Genomic DNA, 16981 nt, shown 5'->3' on the forward strand with positions numbered 1-16981 from the left:
AAGAAGCCGGAAGAGTGTGTTGTAGGCATAAGCAGGCATAATAGCCTGCTTTTTGTTTTCGTAAAAAAGCGAAAAAAACAATAAGAATCTGACTAATGATGGTATAATCTATACGACACCTAACTGAAATATTGGAGAATGAAATAATGTCATTGGAAAAAGTGCAATTAATAACAAGCTGGTTGAATCAATCTATCAATAACTTTTCTTTTAATTTTTGTACGAAGGGTGAAAAAATTGATAGTGTCTCTGTCCAGAACAGCATAGCTAGAATGCTGGACGATTACGGGAAAAGCGAATGTATCTATTTACTTTGCATTAAAAACGAATTAGATTATGTACCGATTTATATTGGCAAAAGTAAAACACCAGAAAATCGTTGGCGCAGTCATATAAAAAACCTCTTTGACGGAAAAGCTTCGTACGCAAGATGGAAAAGTTTTTTGCTTGAAAATGATGTAGCGAAGCATAATTGTTTGTTAATTGTTGTTCCTGACATAGCAATATCAGAGCCGCCGATCAGTGGGTTTCCCAAGACCATAGGCTCAATTGAGTATCAGCTTGTAAGTTTAGCATCCGATGCTTATCCGGATACACTTCTAAATCATGAGGGAAACCGCAGATGATAAATATCAATGAGTGGCTATTTCGGTTAGACAATCATTATTTCGTACCTTTGTTTAATACAGTTGATAACTTGATTGTTAATGTGAAAGCTAAAAATGATCGTACCCTACTCATGCGTTCTGTGGAAATGGAAGCAGCCGTAATAAAAACCATCGAAGACAATATTGACCGCGATGATTGGGAAGGAATTATTTATGTAATGGGAAAACAGGAGCAAGAAACTTTTCAACCAATGTATATTGGCAAGGCAGAAAAGAAGGGTGTTTCAAATCCGATCAGTGCAAACATAAAGAACATAAGACGTAACAAGCATATGTTTGCTAGGTGGGGCGATGGTATTGCTTATCACATCGGTGACCTAAGCCACGCTATCTTTAAGTTTGATGCATATCAACAACCAACTAAAAAGTATATGCGATGGGCAGAAGCGTTATTTTTTTCTTATGAACCTCCAAAGCTTAAAGAACAGATATACTTTTATATTGCACCTTGGTTTACAGGTAATAAAGGTTTATCTGGCTTAACATGCTCATTGCCAGCGGTAGAAAAAGAAATGATAGCTATAGCATCGGTTCAATTCGCAGATACATTATTAAACGTCGATGGGACGTAAAGGTGGTATATATGTACGCTTTGATTAGTTGTACCAAACTGAAACAAGATAAAGCTTGTTTGGCGAGAGAAATGTATTTGAAATCAACCTTGTTTAGCAAGGCTGTTAGATATATCGAACTGAAAGGATATGACGATTGGTTTATACTTTCGGCTAAGTATGGTTTGTTAAACAAGGACGAGGTAATTGAGCCTTATGACGTTACATTAAACAATATGAAGTCGGCTGAAAAGAAAGAATGGTCTAGGAAAGTCGCGGATCAGATACAAAGTTTGAAGTTAAAGAATGTAGACTTTTATGCAGGAGCGAATTATCGAGAACATCTATTACCGTTGTTAGATGCGCAAGGGGTTAAATTTAATGTGCCACTTCTTGGAAAAGGAATCGGGGAACAATTACAGTTTTATACTAGACAGATGAAGTAGTTACGCGCCGTTAAGCGGCGTTTTGTTAAATGAAAGATGGTTTTTATCCAAGAAAAAACCGACACAATAGGATGTCGGTTGATTAGATTCATTCAATTGTATCCGCGTTTTTCAAAGCATGATCCCAACTTGGGAAGTAAAACAAAGCATTTTGTAATAGTTCAGGATGGGATTGTTTTAGTTTCTTCTTGTTTAAAACTTCGCCACTTGTTTTTAATTGCCGAATTTGAGTAATAACATCAACTACACTCATACTTGCATCCAATAAAACTTCGCTCCTTTAAAGTGGTAATTTTAATAATATAATCTCCTTTAAGCTGTACATTATTCACTTGTTGGAGAAGGCGCTGAAAAGCGCCATTTTTGTTTAATTCATTGGTTTGGAGGAAGTATAATAGCATCCAAAGTTAGGAAGATGGATTGAACATATTGCGGCTGTTTTCTTTAATGCTTGCAATGTCATTGTTTTTAATATCTAGTGTTGTCATTGCTAATCCAGACCAACCGCAGGATGCTAACAAATTAGAGGAACGTCTTAAACGTTTAGAACCGGATGTGCCAAAAGATATTACTGATCCACCTTTTTTTCAATCGCCGTTTCCACTCAAAGTTAAACCTGCGCAAGACATAATTAAAAACGGTAGGAATCTTCCCTATAAGGTACTCCTTGATAAACCAAATTGGCAGCGTCCTGCTTACAAATCTTTCTGGCATAGCAGCGTTTCAGGTGGTCGGTGGTCTTGCGTACCGAATCGAATACATTACGCAATGCACCGATTGTTTACTGCACCGACAGCCGCGCTATCTAATTATTATGATTTCATACATAATCTTGGATTAGATGAAGAATTGGCGAATGTTCAAGCACAACCTCAAAATGCGGATCGGGAAAGATTTATCGGTCAAATCATAGTCGTTGTCATGCAAGCAAAAATCGAAAGAGTAATTACAAGGGGAAACCAAGTCGTTTTAGTTGCAAGACCACAAAGGAATGGTGTACAAGCTTTGACGGTTAACAAAATGGATATGAGGCTTGATAATCCGAATGAAGCGGTGCTGTTTCAGCTTGTAACGCTTAATGGTGATGAAATTGATTATTCGTTGCTGTAGGTGGGAAATGTGAGGATAAATAAGTGGATTTTGAATGTAATGGTTATATCGCTTCTTGCAAATGGATACATGGGGTCTTTCTTTCTTGGTGTAAGTAAATTTGAGAAGGTAATACTTCTAAAAATGGCTATATTGAATACTCCGGTGCAAATTGAGCCACTGTTCCGGTGAGTGAGAGCCACTTCTCCGGTAATTTTGAGCCACCTTTCCGGTTCAGAGAGCCACCGTCAAAATGACTACCAAACCAAAAACAGACTTTTGGGGCTCTGCCCCAAACCCCATCCTCGCCGGAAGGCAGGTGGTCTTAGCCAAGACCACCCAATGACAGGATCTTGGGCTGGAGAGGGATTCAAGGGTCAAGATGAACTCGCTACGCTCGCCCTAGATTCCCGCATCATATCCGTCTCTATAATACAAATTGCTCTTCTCGATAATAGGGTGGTTCCCACCACCGGAAAAGTGGCTCAATTTTTCCGGAGAACTGGCTCACTAATCACCGGAATGGTGGCTCTAAGACATCGAAATATTCAGCTATATTCCCTTGGAGTGAATATAAATGATCTGGAAATGGGTCGGGGCAATCATTTGCTGGTTTATTGCATTCATTTTTTTAACATTAGGCTTAGTGGTTATTACAAGCGAGAAACGTAAACAGGAAAGTATTCTGGACGATTTATCTTCTAAAGGAATGGAATATTCCCTTGATACGTTATCAGGTTGGATAACTCTTTTTGGCTTAATGATATTTAATTTTGTTGGAAGAGTATTAAAAGCATTGCCTTGGTGGTTAGTCAAAGTAATTTATATTTTGATTGGGATAGGATTTGCTCTTCTAGGCATTAAGTGTTTAGGTTTAAGATAAGGATGCACAGACAGTCTGTATCTTTCTGAATACGGCATTAAATACGTACTTGGAGTGAGATTAATGGTCTGGAAATGGGTTGGCGCAATCAGCGTTTTTTATTCTTTCAAAGATGCTCCATTAGAATCAACGACGGTACAAAAAGCCTGCTCGTAAGAACAGGCTTTCTTCTTTGACTATGTGAGGTATTCTTACTGAACACATTCAATTGTTGAGTAATCATTGCCTACCCATTTAAACACTTTACTGAGTTCATCGCAAAGACCAACGGGATAGTTTGTTTTATTTATGGTGTGGAATCCTGTTTTGAAAATTGAGCTTTCCGGCTTGCTATTATCATGGAGCTGCTTGCAATTCATACAATAATAAACCATAGTTTGTTACCCCCAAACCGAAGAGTGTAAATACTATATTACAACATTGTTATGGGGATTGGAAGCATCTTCTGCGTTATTTTGTCTTTTTATGTCTTAATTTTTTGTAAAAGATTGATTTTTGCTGTTATAAACGTGAGAACTTGTATAACAAGAAGGATATTCTTTTCCGGCAACAATCCGTCCGTACACAGCGTCCGATGGTTATTTTTAGCAAGTGACAGAATTCTAAACATCAATAATGAACTTGTTTTTATTCAATGGGAAACTAATCCCTCTTCTAATGACTGAAATGACCAAAAATGGCAGTATTTTTTTCTCGTAATAACTTAAAATCCATACTATTATATACATTTAATGATATACAAACTAGCAACATTGAATTCATTTTATAAATATACATTTGGAGGAATATTAATGTGAATAAAATTATAAAAACTGTTGTATCTGGTGCATTAGCAGTTACTCTATTCGGTGGTGGAATGGTTTTTGCAAGCAGTATAGGGTTCACAGACACCGGTTGGTGGTCGAATGTCGCACAATGGGCAAATGATCGTGGTCTAATGACCGGTATTGGTAACGGAATTTTCGGTGGTGACGAATCCTTAACACGCGGGCAAATGGCACAGGTTCTCAAAAACCTTGCGGGTAGTGGTGCAATTGCGATTAACAATTCAACTGCGGTTACCAACAATATTGGTGATTTCAAGGATAGTGGTTGGTGGACGGCATCTGCGAAGTGGGCAAAAGACCACGGGTTAATGAATGGTATGGGGGATGGAACCTTCGGCGGTGATCAGTTAGTAACACGCGGACAAGCAGCACAGGTTCTCAAAAACCTTGCGGGCAGTGGTGCGATTACGATTAACAATTCAACTGCGGTTACCAACAATCTTGGTGATTTCAAGGATAGTGGTTGGTGGTCGGCATCTGCGAAGTGGGCAAAAGACCACGGGTTAATGAATGGTATGGGGGATGGAACCTTCGGCGGTGACCAGTTAATAACACGCGGACAAGCAGCACAGGTTCTCAAAAACCTTGCGGGCAGTGGTGCGATTACGATTAACCAACCTACTACGGTTACTAACAATAGTGGTTCCCAACAAACTGCCACGGGTAGCGGTTCGATTAACCAACCTACTACGGTTACCAACAATAGTGGTTCCCAACAAACTGCCACGGGTAGCGGTTCGATTAACCAACCTACTACGGTTACCAAAAATAGTGGTTCCCAACAAACTGCCACGGGTAGCGGTTCGATTAACCAACCTGCTACAGTTACCAAAGATAGTGGTTCCCAACAAACTGCCACGGGTAGCGGTTCGATTAACCAACCTACTACGGTTACCAACAATAGTGGTTCCCAACAAACTGACACCAGTCCAAAAGGTGACAGAATTATTTCGTTTGAGAAGTATCAGCAGATTCAAATTGGCATGACTTATAGTCAAGTTGCAAATCTCATTGGAATAGATGGAGTTGTTCAACATACGAACCCATCCTCGGACATTTGGTACGATGGAAAAGGCGGATATCTTGAATTGAATACTGATAATGGAATAGTAACATCGAAACAGGAAAAAAACTTAAGCTGGGAGTCTGCACCCTCCAATTTGCCAGCACAAAACACGAATGTGACGTTTGAGGAATTTGATAAGATCCAGATGGGGATGTCAGAGCAACAGGTATTATCCATTGCGGGGATGTGCCAAAGCGAGTGGGTAGATGCTAACCATAATACTACATTTGAGTGGTGGAAATGGAATAATACCTATAATTTTATCCCATCTCTCACAGTTGAATTTGACTCAAAAGGAAACGTAATTGAAAAAATGCAAGGGAACTTGGATTATCCGACAACCTACCTTCAAGCTAGTTACAGTAGTAATACTACTTTGGTGACTCCATCCACTTACCATGCGATTAAAACAGGTATGACGTATCCTGAAGTCGTTGCTTTATTTGGAGGAGATGGTGGTCTGCTTGTTTCCCAGAGTACAACAGGGTCGAATGCAGGTAGCTTGTATACTTGGCAAACCGATCTATATTACAGTGGGCAAGCCATAAATGTTCTATTTGGTCCCGATGGAACAGTTTCTCGTGTAACGACCCATGATATGTCCAATGTATGAGTCTGCCTAGTTGATTTAATGCAAGGACGCGGGGAAACTATACCCGTGTCTTTTACATACAGCCGCATTTTGTAGAATTTAACTTGAGCGTACAAGAACATTCGCGACTACCCACCCAGAAGCGACCACGTACCAGCGGTTGTAAAACAAGTGGACGTTACGCGGCGGTGAACGTCATCCCCATGAAACCATGAGATATGGTGCAATCGCGATGCTCAATTATATATGCCCGCTTTCAGAATCCCAACGCGTTGTAGACATTGCTGGATCGAGGATAGCCGTGTAATACAGGAGGAAGTCGCCAGACGCATGGCAGGGCGGCTGTGAGCTTCTAGGCGAATACAAACTTGTAGAAAGCATTGGCAAGACGTAATGAGCCATGCGCAGCATTTTATCATCCCAACGTTTGGTGAAAGCAATGACTTCAATGAAGGAGAAAGAAAATGAAGATCATTGCATTATTACTTGTCATGGCGGCGTTTGTTGCTGCGTGTTTTTGGGAAATTTTTCTTTTTTATTATCTTTGTTTAGTGTATACTACAATAGTCGACAATTTAATAGATGATGAAGTAGGACTTTTGGGCAAATAATTTGTCTAATTAAAAGGATAATTATAGTATTATGTCGAAAGTTTATATATAGAACAACTAAGGAGAAAAGTGAATCAGACCCGCTAAAATCTCATGGTGGATTCTGATGTATATCAACAATTTGCAAACTTTACAAATGGAGAACTGCATCTATAGAGACTCGTTGAATCAAATATTTAGGACTGATGAACTATGAAATATTTCGGTAGAATTGTTGTTATTTTCATAGCAATTGTTATAATTGGTGGATGGCATGCTTCCTACTTCCTAATAGACAAAAATGAATCCTATAGGTTTCTCATAACAAATGGTTTTATTAAATATGATTTTATTTTCACCCCACTCCTTCTTCCTTTTTTTTGGTGGCTGGGAAAAAAATATGACGAAGCAAAGTTCTATTCCGAAAAAGATACTCTTACTGAGGTTTATAATCGAAGATTCGTTTTAGAAATATTTCCAAAATTATTGGAACAAGCAGATAGAAATAAAGAAAAATTAAGTGTTTTTGTTGTGGATATTGATAATTTTAAAAAAATAAACGATACATATGGACATGAGGTAGGCGACGAAGTAATACGAGGTATTTCCGATTCGCTTTTAAAAAATACAAGGAAATCGGACCTAATTGCCCGCTGGGGTGGAGATGAATTTCTTGTCATTATTCCCCATAGCGATGAGATGTTCCCGTCATTATTGTTACAGCACATAGATAAGGATTTGAAGGATTCGTCCAATCGATTAGGAATAAATATCTCTGTATCAATAGGAAAATCCACTTATCCCGAAAATGCCATAAGACTGGATGATTTAATTAGATTTGCAGACAAACGTATGTATGAATTAAAATCAGCTAAAAACCGTTGGTGATTTCACTAACGGAAACGATAGTCCAACAGCGGTTGCTTCGGCAGCCGTTATTTGTTTACTTCCGTTACCGGTTGAACTGAAAAAGCAATGATGATGCAGAAGACATTAAAACTAACGTATCGTTAGGATTAAAAGACTATCGTTAGCGAACGTTTCCTTCGTATAGGCAACTAACGCGGCGGTGTACGTCATCCCCACGAAAACCTCGACCCCATCCTCTGCGTTGCTTTATCGTGCTAAAGTCTTGATACGCCTGGAGTTTACGATTTAGTGAGTCTCTACGATAGCTGAGGCTATGACATTCCCACTTGAACAAACAAGCCTCGCTTGGCTCTCTCTTTAACGTTGACCACACGTTAAAAGGAGCGTCCACCAACATCGAACACCCTAGCCATACTATCAAGGTCGGTTGACGATCAGTCGTTGTGACATCCACAGCCACACGCATCTTCTTTCCCACGTGCTTCTTGAACCGCTTCCCATCCTTCTTTGACAACAAAATAAACCAGTGCAAGTGCCTAAAAGTCAATGCGTCTAGAAGTTGAGCTTTTGCGGTTATTTGTACTCTTTTAGTTAGAGAAAATCTGTTAATCGTTCAAATTCTTGATTCTCGTCATTTGATTCCCTATAAATTTTTAGCCAGGCTAATTGAACGTCATCAAGAAGAGCAATTAAATTAGGATCGAAAAGAGTGTAGCTCCCAGCTTTTAATCGTTCAAAAGCGATATTGAAGCTTAAAGCAGAACGATATGAGCGCTGAGATGTCATGGCATCGAAAGCATCAGCTATACACAATATTCTTGCATCAAGCGGAATTTGTTCCCCTCGGGCACCGGTAGGATATCCTGTACCATCCCATTTTTCATGATGATATAATACTCCTTGTTTTAGTGAGCCCAAACCAGATATTTTTTCAACCATTCTCGCTCCAACAATCGTATGGGTTTTGATTAACTCATATTCATCATGACTAAGATCACCTGGTTTCATAAGAACTGATTCTGGTATGTTAATTTTTCCGACATCATGTAGAAGCCCAGTTAAACGTAACGTTTTTACTTTTTTTTCGTCTTGGTACTGTGGGAGCTTAAGGGCTAATTCTACAGCATATTTACTCACTCGCTCACTGTGCCCGAATGTATAGGAGTCTTTCGCTTCAATGGATATAACGAAACCGTTCACGACTTGTTCGAGGGTAGACTCGAGTGAATCGGTAACCGTATTGACTTGAATGTTATATTGATGCCTCAATTGCGTATGGAGAAGATGACTAAACGTAGATAGAATGATATATAAGAGGACTCGATTTGAAATATCAATAGAATCAAATATTCCAGGGATCTGCGGAAATCTAAGACTCACATAAAGCATGCAGAAAAGACCGAGTGTTGAATAAAATAGTAAGATCCGATTTTCTCCGTATAACCCCGCAATTAGAGGTAGGAAAAGAAAAAATCCCCAAGATTCTTTGTATCCGGATCCAATATATAAACTACATATGATAAACAAAACCAGTAAAAGAACGACTTGCTGGTTAAGAAAAGAATATTTAGAAAATATTTTCGTGATTAGAAAAATGCAACTTGTAATCGCCGCTGTAACTACTAGTATGGGTAAATTCGCTCTTGAATAATTGAAATGGAATATTATAAAAAATACATTCCATATAACACTCAGAGCTAGAAATAAGATGGCGACTTTTAGAATTTTTCCATTTAAACTTGCTCGGTGGGTATTATAATATTCTATCAGTAAACGTTTCCTTACGTCTGTCATCTTAACTACTCCATTATTAGTCAGTATCTGAATACTATCATTAATTTTGACAAATGACTATATCTTTCATATTTCGACGGCACCCTACAGTAAATTGTGATAGCATTAATTCGAAAGCAAATTTATGATAGGAGTGCTGACCAATGGAAAAGTATGAATTCTGCGTCGCGAATGGAAGTCTAAGAGAGGATGCTGTCGAACTTCATTATCAGAGGTATTTGGAGGTTGGTTTTTTTAAGCGAGGTGAACTAGATCCTTATGAATCTTCGTCCACTTATATTGTTTCCAAAACGATGATAGATCAAAAAGTAGTCGGCGTGACACGGTTAATATTTATGAAATTGGAGGAATTGCCAACCATTCGTCATTTTAAAATTTACGATATTGAAAAAGTTCGGTTAAATCAACTTGATCGAAAAAGTATAGCTGAAATTAGTGCATTTACGAAATTACCAACACATGACGTTGGGATGGGTTTAATCAAAACGGTCCTGCAATATTCCCAAACAAATGGAGTTCATCACTGGATTTGCTGCATTGATGAAAGAGTTTACAATTATATGCACAGAATTTTTAAATTTCCGTTTAAAGTAATAGGTGAACCCCAAGTCTACTTAGGATCAAAAACAATTCCATGCCTGTTAAACCTATCAGAGTGTTTGTCTATTTTAAAACAATACCGTCCAACTCTTTACGAGTATTTAATTAGTTATGGACAAATCGTTATGGAGGTAGCAAGATGATTAAAGAACAATTTATTCGAAATTTAGGAATTATGTCAGAGGATGAGATCCAACAATTAAATCGGACGACCATTGCTATTGCGGGATGCGGTTGTATTGGCGGATTTTCTGCTGAGCTATTAGCTAGAATGGGAGTGGGCAAATTCAAATTAGCCGACCCGGATGTTTTTGATGTCAGCAACATCAACCGGCAATGTGCTGCAACGCATCGCACAGTTGGGATACATAAGATCGAGGCATTGAAGGAACACTTGCTCAGTATTAACCCCGAAATTGAATTCACATTGTTCCCAGATGGGGTAAATGAAAAAAATGCAACTGCGTTTGTCCAGGATGCTAATTATGTGATAGACGCTATAGATTATTTTTCATTTTCCGACTCTGTTGCTCTTCATCGTTCGGCGCGTAAACAAAGTAAGTTTGTCATAACAGCTGTTGCTTTGGGTTTCGGAACATCTGTGCTAACATTCTCACCCCAAGGGATGAGCTTGGAACAATATCTTGGAATTCCAGAAAATATGACATTGGATAATTTAAAAGATTTTACTTTTCCTCCTTCTGGTTATACGACGAATTTGCCTTCATATGTAACACAGACTGATTTAGAAAGATGGTTGTCTGATCGCACGATACCAACAATCAGTGTAGGACAAGCACTGGGTCCTGGTGTATTGGTTTCCCATCTTGTATTGCACTTATTGAAACGAAGGCAACCTGTCCTTGTTCCTGAAACTTTTCAATTACAGTTAGAAGTTTGATTACTGCGCACTCGGGTAACGAAAGGGCAATATCAAAAGCTGCCACTCGTGGTAGCCTTTTGATAAGGGTAGTAATGAATCACGCCAAAAATTAAGATAATACCCCTAAACCTTTCGTTGTTGCAGTAGTTTTTGCATCAGTAACCACGAAGATATACCAACAAAAGAACTTAACGCGGGCAACCAAACTGGACCCATCATGCTCTAAAGCAGTATTCCATCTCATTCCACATGTGATAACTCTACCCTAGCAAGAGCTTTCTATCTGGCAATGGGGGTCCATCCAACCATCTTGAAATCACAGATGGCTCCCTCGATATTCATAAATTCAGACTACAACTGATAAGAGATGGCTTGTAATTGAAATACACCTAACAGGTTCCTATTTAGTCTTATCTGCCGCAGGCGGTAAAGTAACATTAAATAACCCCCGCCGGAGTCGGTCGGGGGTTATGCTCATTCTGTTTCGGGGTGAAGTGGTTCGTCGCCCAGCATTTCATGTAAATCATCAGCATCTTCGGGCAGATCGTAGGATTGATCCAGCTCAAAAGAAGAGGTTGCCTGTCTATGGTAGCCTCTTTTTTTGTATCCTGTTTCTTGGGATCGAAAGCGGAATAACATGCAGGATATCTCGTCATTATGCAAAACCTTCAATTAATTGTTTTTCTCAATGAACAAACATTTACCAACGTATTCACCAAATAAAGCTAGAGACGATACGGTAATATAAAGGGTGGAGAATGAATCAAGAACGAAATTTGCTTGATTTTCTTTTAACGTATGCGAATTTTATTACCCTATCTCTGTTGACTCAAACCTTCTGTAACCAACAACGGGGCAGCCCACTGCGGCATTCCCCATTATTGTTGAGCTAACGGGGCAGTTTTGCAGAATAACCTCATCATGCAAATATCAGGATTATCCTTGTTCTTAGAGAATACATTGTAAAGGGGATTATTCGTTATCCCTCTTGTATTTAGGGGATCATTCATATTAGAAATGGAGTTAATATTATGAAAATTATCGTATTTGGTGCCAGTGGTGCGACCGGTAAAGAGTTTGTTAAGCTCTCTTTAGAGGCAAATCATCAAGTTGCTGGATTTGTACGCGACCCTGCTAAATTAACAATTCAACATCCCAACCTTAAGATTATAGTCGGTGATGCCCTTCAACGGAATGATGTAATATCAGCGATTGCCAATCATGATGCTGTTGTATCCTGTCTGGCTGCACCTGGTCTAAGAGCTTCTTCCACGCTATCGGATATGACAACTAATCTGATCGCAGGTATGCATAAAAATCAAATGGAAAGAATCTTATATTTGGCTTCAGCTGGGATTCATAAGGAGATCTCTGGGTTAGCAGGCTGGTTGGTAAAGTTGATTTTACATAATGTGCTTGCAGACCATAGCCATGCGGTAGCGTTGTTGGGATCAAGTGATCTAATGTGGACAGTTGCCCGCCCTATGAAACTAACCAATACTCCCTTAACGGAAGAATATCGCACAGCCATAACAGGGATTCCGAAAGGCGGCAGAAAAATTTCTCGCAGCGATGTTGCACATTTTTTACTAAGGTCTCTTACTGATAGAAGTTATATTAAACAAACTGTCGGGTTGGCATATTAGCGGGTTTAATGCCGAGGTTATTCATTAAGGTAACGGCTAACAATAGTGGTGGAGCTTGCTTCGGAGAAGCTCCTTCTTTTGCTTCATTGAAGTAACGGGCAGGCTAACGCAACTATTGTATTTATTATAACGTCTAAATTTACACAACGATGAATCATGATGTGAGGTTTTACCGATAGATTTTGTGAAACAGTGTGAATGATTAATACCCAAATTGAATAACGTTTTGCTTAGGAAATTAAAATTTGATTCGGGAGGTCAATTCTTGAAAGAAGATACTGAAAGACCAGTTCCAACTGAGGTTAAGCCATTTAACGATGCGACCGAGCACTACCAAAAAATCATGGGAATGCCGAATAAATCTGCTGATTTAAAAAGCATGCCAAAACCTATAAGATGGTTTGGATATTTCGTCATGGCTTTTGTTATATGTGCAGTTCTTGCATTGATAATTATTAAAATATTTTTTTAAAAGAACAAAAACAGCAAGGAAGTTAATGAAAACCATTTCGCTTGTTTGATTCAACTAACGGATAACGTTAGTTCAATAAAATTGAAGTTTCAATCAACAAGCACAATCCATGAGGTTGTGCTTTTCTTTTGCCCTTGAGAGCGTGTAGGAATCCATCTACTGGTGTTGAATAGAGCAAGTGGGGTGTGAACTAAAAATTATTGAGGATGATTTTCGTCATGCCTACGAGTTACATTAATACTACCTTTGATACTCCCAACTTCTCCAGAAGCTTCAACAACAAAATGATCGTGAATAGTATCGTCCTTGGTATATCTCCAGACACAAGTCCAGTCAAATTTGTTACCTTTTTCATTACAAATAAGAATTCGATTTTCCCATTGCTGTGTTCCAGTAGGAACTCTCCATACTTTAAATGTATTTGAATATGCGGTAGATACATGAATAACCATCTGTCCATCACCTTCAGGCAAGTAGACCCAATTACCTTCAGGAGCAGGAATAGTTTTAATGCTCATTAAAGATGGTTGTTGTGCATAAGCTACTCCATTGAATATCAAAAGAAAAAAAGCAGTTACTACATTGATAGTTAGCTTTTTAATCATGCAAATTTCACCTCAATTGCTAAAATGCTCAACTCAGTAGAAAATTATTTATACATGGAGTATCCATGCTATGCTATTTCTAGACCTTTAGAGCGACTAGGAAGGCTTGTGGAGCTTTCGTGGAGTGAGAATGGAGTAATGTGTTAGTGCATAAATTTATGGGAATAATACATACAAAGCGTTATGGGTGGGATTATATGAGAAAATTATATTGCTTAGTGATTGTTGTTTTGATGTTGAATTTGCCTATAACGGTTGTATCTGCAAACATCGAAATCCCTCAAAGATTGAATACTGCTGATGTTGTTTCAATTCGAATCAGCAAGGGTTTACATGGTGCATACACAAAAACTTATAAGGCTAAGAGGTTTTGGGAAAAGCATAAAATAACCAATGTAGTTAACTGGATAAATAATGCAACAGAAAATAATGTTAAGAACGATATTGTTGTACATGGCTATCCAGACTTATTACGAATTGATGTTAAAAATGGCGAGAATATCTATATTTCATATGCTCATAAGTGTGATGTGAGAAAAAATGCTGATTCAACGGAATACATTTGTAAGCCAATCGACGGTTACTTGAGATACAGTCAGGGCGAAGAAACAAAATTATTACAGTCTAAACAATTGTTTGATTGGTTGCAATCGCTATGAGAAGAACGGACAGACATATTGTTAAGGCATTAGAAATAAATAGATAATGCGTTACAAAGGCATCATCACACGATGGTGCTTTTCTTATGTTCATCTCGCCACAGCTTCATTACAGGGGCTAGGTCGTAGACTAGGAAATAAGTATTAGACTGGTCGGGTCATTAAGCTAACGGGCAGTATAGCGGAGTAAAGAATCTGTTGGAACGGTATAAGCCGACGGGTAAATACGGCTGTCTAGTTCTGAGAAATTTATGTACACGTATGATATGATTGCAAAAAGAAGGTGGATTCATGAAAGAAGGATGGGAACGAACGAAGCTGCCCATTTCTCTTGACCTTAGACAAATTAACTAATTTATTGGAGTTTAGGCATATAAACATTACTTGAATTTAACATTAGCGTCAAGCAAGATAGCATTCCAATTAAAATAAAACATAAAGGAGATAGAGATATGACGGAATTCTGGGAATCAAGTTTTATAGAAAAACAAACGATGTGGGGATTTGAACCTACAGACTCCGCAATCGTGACAAAGGACTTTTTCCTTGAAAGGAATGTTAAGGACATACTTGTACCAGGTATTGGATATGGCAGAAATGCAAAGGTTTTTATTGACAATGGAATAAAAGTAACAGGTATTGAGATTTCAAAAACAGCGATTGATTTGGCGAGGCAAAACGGGCTTGATATTAGTATTTTTCAGGGTTCAGTAACTGATATGCCTTTTGATAACAAACTCTATGACGGTATATTTTGCTATGCACTTATTCACTTATTGAATAATCGTGAGAGAGATAAGTTTATTAAAGATTGCTATAATCAGTTAAAGCCAAATGGATATATGATTTTTACGACTGTTTCAAAAAAAGCCCCAATGTTTGGAAAGGCAAACAATTGGATAAAGACTATTTCGAGATAATGGAAGGCGTAAAAATGTTTTTTTATGATTCTGACTCCATAAAACAAGAATTTGAAAAATATGGACTGGTAGAGTTTTCAGAAATTGATGAGCCAAGTAAGAACATGAAAAATAAACCTCCAGTAAAATTTATAATTGTAAAATGTAAGAAAGAACTATAAATACACAGTTAGAGTCTCAACATTTTCAGTTAGCGGTTATTGCATTGGAGGGCTTTTGCATTTTTTTTAAGGAAACATGATTGAGCTAACAGGTACGAGAGTTGAATACTTCTATTACCCGAGCTACCAACCAAGTGGCTTTTAGTTTAATAAATAATGCGAATACGCGAGAAACAAAAAGACGGTGGTCATAATGTCCATCGTCTTTTTCATGACATCCAAACTAATGCGGACTACTCTAACTCCAATCAGACTAGCGGACGATACGGTAATATAAAGGGTGGAGAATGAATCAAGAACGATATTTGCTTGGTTCTCTTTTAACATATGCGAATTTTATTCCCCTAATGTTGACTCAAACCTTATGTAACCAACAACGGGGCAGCCCACCGCGGCATTCCCCATTATTGTTGAGCTAACGGGCAGTATCGTTAAATATAACTAAACTCTACCCTTTAGCAATTCGGAATATGCGATACAATTTACACTGGGATGAACACGGGGAGGATTTTTGAAAACAATATAAAGGAGGGTACATAGACATGGCTGACAGGATATTTGAAGAGCCGCGACTTGCAGATGTTTACGATTTTTTTGATTCAGAGGAACGTCCAGATCTTGACCCGTACATTGCAATGACAGACGAATTCGGTGCTAAATCCGTAATTGATATTGGTTGTGGAACCGGCATCCTTGCTTGTCGACTTGCTGCACTAAGTAAGGAAGTGATTGGGATCGATCCAGCAGATGCCTCGCTCAAAGTTGCAACCCGTAAGGCATATGCCGATCGGGTCAAATGGATTCATGGAACGGCTGCAATGCTCGCTGGATTGCAAGCGGATCTAGTCACGATGACCGGAAACGTAGCACAAGTCTTTGTAACTGACGAAGAGTGGATGTCAACACTTCGTGTATGTCGTGATGTTATTCGACCTGGTGGACGGCTTGTATTCGAGGTTCGGGACCCTTCAAAGGAAGCGTGGAAGGACTGGAACCGCGGTCAGTCCTATCAGGTGATTGAAGCGCCAGAAATCGGAAAGGTAGAGAAGTGGGTGGATCTGCTGGATGTGCAGCTGCCTTTAGTTACGTTCCGTCAGACATTCGTGTTCCAAAGGGACGGGGTAGTAATAAGCTCGGACTCGACACTGAGGTTCCGGAGTCAGTCCGAAATTATTGACTCCTTATGCGTCACTAATTTACCTGTCGAGGATATTCGAAATGCACCAGATCGCCCTGGACTAGAATTCGTATTCATCGCTCGCTGTCCGGGCTAAAGAAACATTCATCAGGGCAGTTTGAAGACCTAAGGACACTGTATTACTTCGTTAAGCTAACGGAGAACTATAGCTCAATAAACATCAGGAGAAGACTGCCAACTACAATGGATAGAACCTTCTCAGTTAACGGGCAGGATTGTTAAGTAACAAAAATTGGAAATAATTATCGCCTTAGTGTATATTTATTGTATCTGGTTCGGGATAATCATCAACTGGAGGGTTGAGCTATATGAAATTCCTGCTGGCAGTCCTAATAATATTGTGTGCGGTAATACCGACCTACAATTACATTAAGCTCCGTGGATGGAATAATAAATTGTAAAAGGTTTTGCACTAACGGAAAAAGATAGTTGAGGAGGAGCTTGCCGATGGCAGCTCCTCT

The 16981-nt window shown here is 38.8% G+C and carries 20 protein-coding genes and 1 pseudogene; 15 read left to right on the forward strand and 6 right to left on the reverse strand.

Annotated features, from left to right (window positions below; translation table 11 throughout):
- The first annotated feature begins 146 nt into the window (after positions 1-146).
- From BLV33_RS02235 to BLV33_RS02245, 3 genes are read left to right on the forward strand one after another with little or no spacing between them, the layout of a single operon-like run.
- The gene (locus BLV33_RS02235; RefSeq protein WP_090787853.1) at positions 147-626 is read left to right on the forward strand and encodes a GIY-YIG nuclease family protein; all 480 of its coding nucleotides are present in this window, start codon (positions 147-149) and stop codon (positions 624-626) included.
- The gene (locus tag BLV33_RS02240) at positions 623-1240 is read left to right on the forward strand and encodes a hypothetical protein (protein ID WP_090787856.1); all 618 of its coding nucleotides are present in this window, start codon (positions 623-625) and stop codon (positions 1238-1240) included. Before BLV33_RS02235 ends, BLV33_RS02240 begins: the two co-directional genes overlap by 4 nt.
- A gap of 11 nt (positions 1241-1251) precedes the next feature.
- Entirely contained in the window at positions 1252-1665 is a 414-nt protein-coding gene (locus tag BLV33_RS02245) for a DUF6884 domain-containing protein (RefSeq protein ID WP_090787859.1), read from the forward strand.
- Between the two features lie 88 nt (positions 1666-1753).
- On the opposite strand, the gene BLV33_RS29125 is transcribed toward BLV33_RS02245, so the two are convergent.
- Positions 1754-1930, reverse strand: a complete 177-nt coding sequence (locus tag BLV33_RS29125; protein WP_171908947.1) for a hypothetical protein — start codon at positions 1928-1930, stop codon at positions 1754-1756.
- 155 nt (positions 1931-2085) lie between these two features.
- On the opposite strand from BLV33_RS29125, the gene BLV33_RS02250 reads away from it, so the two are divergent.
- The gene (locus tag BLV33_RS02250) at positions 2086-2775 is read left to right on the forward strand and encodes a hypothetical protein (protein ID WP_139305668.1); all 690 of its coding nucleotides are present in this window, start codon (positions 2086-2088) and stop codon (positions 2773-2775) included.
- A 556-nt stretch (positions 2776-3331) separates the two neighbouring features.
- Positions 3332-3637, forward strand: a complete 306-nt coding sequence (locus BLV33_RS02255; RefSeq protein WP_090787864.1) for a hypothetical protein — start codon at positions 3332-3334, stop codon at positions 3635-3637.
- Between the two features lie 191 nt (positions 3638-3828).
- Here BLV33_RS02255 and BLV33_RS30570 read toward each other — a convergent pair whose 3' ends face one another.
- On the reverse strand, positions 3829-4011 hold the full coding sequence (locus BLV33_RS30570; RefSeq protein ID WP_090787867.1) for a DUF3973 domain-containing protein: 183 nt from the start codon (positions 4009-4011) through the stop codon (positions 3829-3831).
- A 419-nt stretch (positions 4012-4430) separates the two neighbouring features.
- Between BLV33_RS30570 and BLV33_RS02265 the strand changes: the two genes are divergently transcribed.
- From BLV33_RS02265 to BLV33_RS02270, 3 genes are all read left to right on the forward strand, one after another.
- Positions 4431-6143, forward strand: coding sequence for an S-layer homology domain-containing protein (locus BLV33_RS02265; RefSeq protein WP_090787870.1), 1713 nt, complete (start codon positions 4431-4433; stop codon positions 6141-6143).
- Between the two features lie 443 nt (positions 6144-6586).
- Positions 6587-6733: a hypothetical protein gene (locus BLV33_RS29130; protein WP_171908979.1), complete on the forward strand. Its 147-nt coding sequence runs from the start codon at positions 6587-6589 to the stop codon at positions 6731-6733.
- A gap of 192 nt (positions 6734-6925) precedes the next feature.
- Positions 6926-7600 carry a GGDEF domain-containing protein gene (locus BLV33_RS02270; protein WP_090787873.1) on the forward strand — a complete coding sequence of 225 codons (675 nt, stop codon included), beginning with the start codon at positions 6926-6928 and terminating at the stop codon, positions 7598-7600.
- Positions 7601-8173: 573 nt separating this feature from the next.
- On the opposite strand, the gene BLV33_RS02275 is transcribed toward BLV33_RS02270, so the two are convergent.
- On the reverse strand, positions 8174-9376 hold the full coding sequence (locus BLV33_RS02275) for an HD-GYP domain-containing protein (RefSeq protein WP_090787876.1): 1203 nt from the start codon (positions 9374-9376) through the stop codon (positions 8174-8176).
- A 143-nt stretch (positions 9377-9519) separates the two neighbouring features.
- Between BLV33_RS02275 and BLV33_RS02280 the strand changes: the two genes are divergently transcribed.
- The gene (locus tag BLV33_RS02280; RefSeq protein ID WP_090787879.1) at positions 9520-10119 is read left to right on the forward strand and encodes an N-acyl amino acid synthase FeeM domain-containing protein; all 600 of its coding nucleotides are present in this window, start codon (positions 9520-9522) and stop codon (positions 10117-10119) included.
- Entirely contained in the window at positions 10116-10877 is a 762-nt protein-coding gene (locus BLV33_RS02285; protein WP_090787882.1) for a ThiF family adenylyltransferase, read from the forward strand. The genes BLV33_RS02280 and BLV33_RS02285 overlap by 4 nt, the downstream gene beginning before the upstream one ends.
- 456 nt (positions 10878-11333) lie before the next feature.
- Here the strand turns inward: BLV33_RS02285 and BLV33_RS29135 are convergent, their stop codons facing one another.
- Positions 11334-11498 carry a hypothetical protein gene (locus tag BLV33_RS29135; protein WP_171908980.1) on the reverse strand — a complete coding sequence of 55 codons (165 nt, stop codon included), beginning with the start codon at positions 11496-11498 and terminating at the stop codon, positions 11334-11336.
- A gap of 392 nt (positions 11499-11890) precedes the next feature.
- Here BLV33_RS29135 and BLV33_RS02290 point away from each other — a divergent pair, with 392 nt between their 5' ends.
- On the forward strand, positions 11891-12505 hold the full coding sequence (locus tag BLV33_RS02290; RefSeq protein WP_090787886.1) for an NAD(P)-dependent oxidoreductase: 615 nt from the start codon (positions 11891-11893) through the stop codon (positions 12503-12505).
- 265 nt (positions 12506-12770) lie between these two features.
- On the forward strand, positions 12771-12977 hold the full coding sequence (locus BLV33_RS02295) for a hypothetical protein (RefSeq protein WP_090787889.1): 207 nt from the start codon (positions 12771-12773) through the stop codon (positions 12975-12977).
- Between the two features lie 197 nt (positions 12978-13174).
- On the opposite strand, the gene BLV33_RS02300 is transcribed toward BLV33_RS02295, so the two are convergent.
- Complete coding sequence (locus tag BLV33_RS02300; RefSeq protein WP_090787892.1) at positions 13175-13582, reverse strand: hypothetical protein; 408 nt, start codon at positions 13580-13582, stop codon at positions 13175-13177.
- A 197-nt stretch (positions 13583-13779) separates the two neighbouring features.
- Between BLV33_RS02300 and BLV33_RS02305 the strand changes: the two genes are divergently transcribed.
- On the forward strand, positions 13780-14241 hold the full coding sequence (locus BLV33_RS02305) for a hypothetical protein (protein ID WP_139305669.1): 462 nt from the start codon (positions 13780-13782) through the stop codon (positions 14239-14241).
- Positions 14242-14693: 452 nt separating this feature from the next.
- Positions 14694-15322 (forward strand): annotated as a pseudogene (locus tag BLV33_RS02310) (class I SAM-dependent methyltransferase).
- A 141-nt stretch (positions 15323-15463) separates the two neighbouring features.
- On the opposite strand, the gene BLV33_RS28645 reads toward BLV33_RS02310, so the two are convergent.
- A complete protein-coding gene (locus tag BLV33_RS28645; RefSeq protein ID WP_139305670.1) occupies positions 15464-15649 on the reverse strand; it encodes a hypothetical protein in 186 nt (61 codons plus the stop codon).
- 215 nt (positions 15650-15864) lie between these two features.
- Between BLV33_RS28645 and BLV33_RS02315 the strand changes: the two genes are divergently transcribed.
- Positions 15865-16596, forward strand: coding sequence for a class I SAM-dependent methyltransferase (locus BLV33_RS02315; RefSeq protein ID WP_090787899.1), 732 nt, complete (start codon positions 15865-15867; stop codon positions 16594-16596).
- The last annotated feature ends 385 nt before the right edge of the window (positions 16597-16981 follow it).

The organism is Paenibacillus sp. GP183 (assembly GCF_900104695.1).
Lineage (GTDB): Bacteria > Bacillota > Bacilli > Paenibacillales > NBRC-103111 > Paenibacillus_AI.

Coding starts and splice junctions, on each gene's coding strand:
- BLV33_RS02235 (WP_090787853.1), top strand. CDS start 147: ATGTCATTGGAAAAAGTGCAATTAATAACAAGCTGGTTGAATCAATCT.
- BLV33_RS02255 (WP_090787864.1), top strand. CDS start 3,332: ATGATCTGGAAATGGGTCGGGGCAATCATTTGCTGGTTTATTGCATTC.
- BLV33_RS02285 (WP_090787882.1), top strand. CDS start 10,116: ATGATTAAAGAACAATTTATTCGAAATTTAGGAATTATGTCAGAGGAT.
- BLV33_RS02275 (WP_090787876.1), bottom strand. CDS start 9,376: ATGACAGACGTAAGGAAACGTTTACTGATAGAATATTATAATACCCAC.
- BLV33_RS29130 (WP_171908979.1), top strand. CDS start 6,587: ATGAAGATCATTGCATTATTACTTGTCATGGCGGCGTTTGTTGCTGCG.
- BLV33_RS30570 (WP_090787867.1), bottom strand. CDS start 4,011: ATGGTTTATTATTGTATGAATTGCAAGCAGCTCCATGATAATAGCAAG.
- BLV33_RS02245 (WP_090787859.1), top strand. CDS start 1,252: ATGTACGCTTTGATTAGTTGTACCAAACTGAAACAAGATAAAGCTTGT.
- BLV33_RS02270 (WP_090787873.1), top strand. CDS start 6,926: ATGAAATATTTCGGTAGAATTGTTGTTATTTTCATAGCAATTGTTATA.
- BLV33_RS02280 (WP_090787879.1), top strand. CDS start 9,520: ATGGAAAAGTATGAATTCTGCGTCGCGAATGGAAGTCTAAGAGAGGAT.
- BLV33_RS28645 (WP_139305670.1), bottom strand. CDS start 15,649: ATGTTAAAAGAGAACCAAGCAAATATCGTTCTTGATTCATTCTCCACC.
- BLV33_RS02315 (WP_090787899.1), top strand. CDS start 15,865: ATGGCTGACAGGATATTTGAAGAGCCGCGACTTGCAGATGTTTACGAT.
- BLV33_RS29135 (WP_171908980.1), bottom strand. CDS start 11,498: ATGTTATTCCGCTTTCGATCCCAAGAAACAGGATACAAAAAAAGAGGC.
- BLV33_RS02240 (WP_090787856.1), top strand. CDS start 623: ATGATAAATATCAATGAGTGGCTATTTCGGTTAGACAATCATTATTTC.
- BLV33_RS02305 (WP_139305669.1), top strand. CDS start 13,780: ATGAGAAAATTATATTGCTTAGTGATTGTTGTTTTGATGTTGAATTTG.
- BLV33_RS02290 (WP_090787886.1), top strand. CDS start 11,891: ATGAAAATTATCGTATTTGGTGCCAGTGGTGCGACCGGTAAAGAGTTT.
- BLV33_RS02300 (WP_090787892.1), bottom strand. CDS start 13,582: ATGATTAAAAAGCTAACTATCAATGTAGTAACTGCTTTTTTTCTTTTG.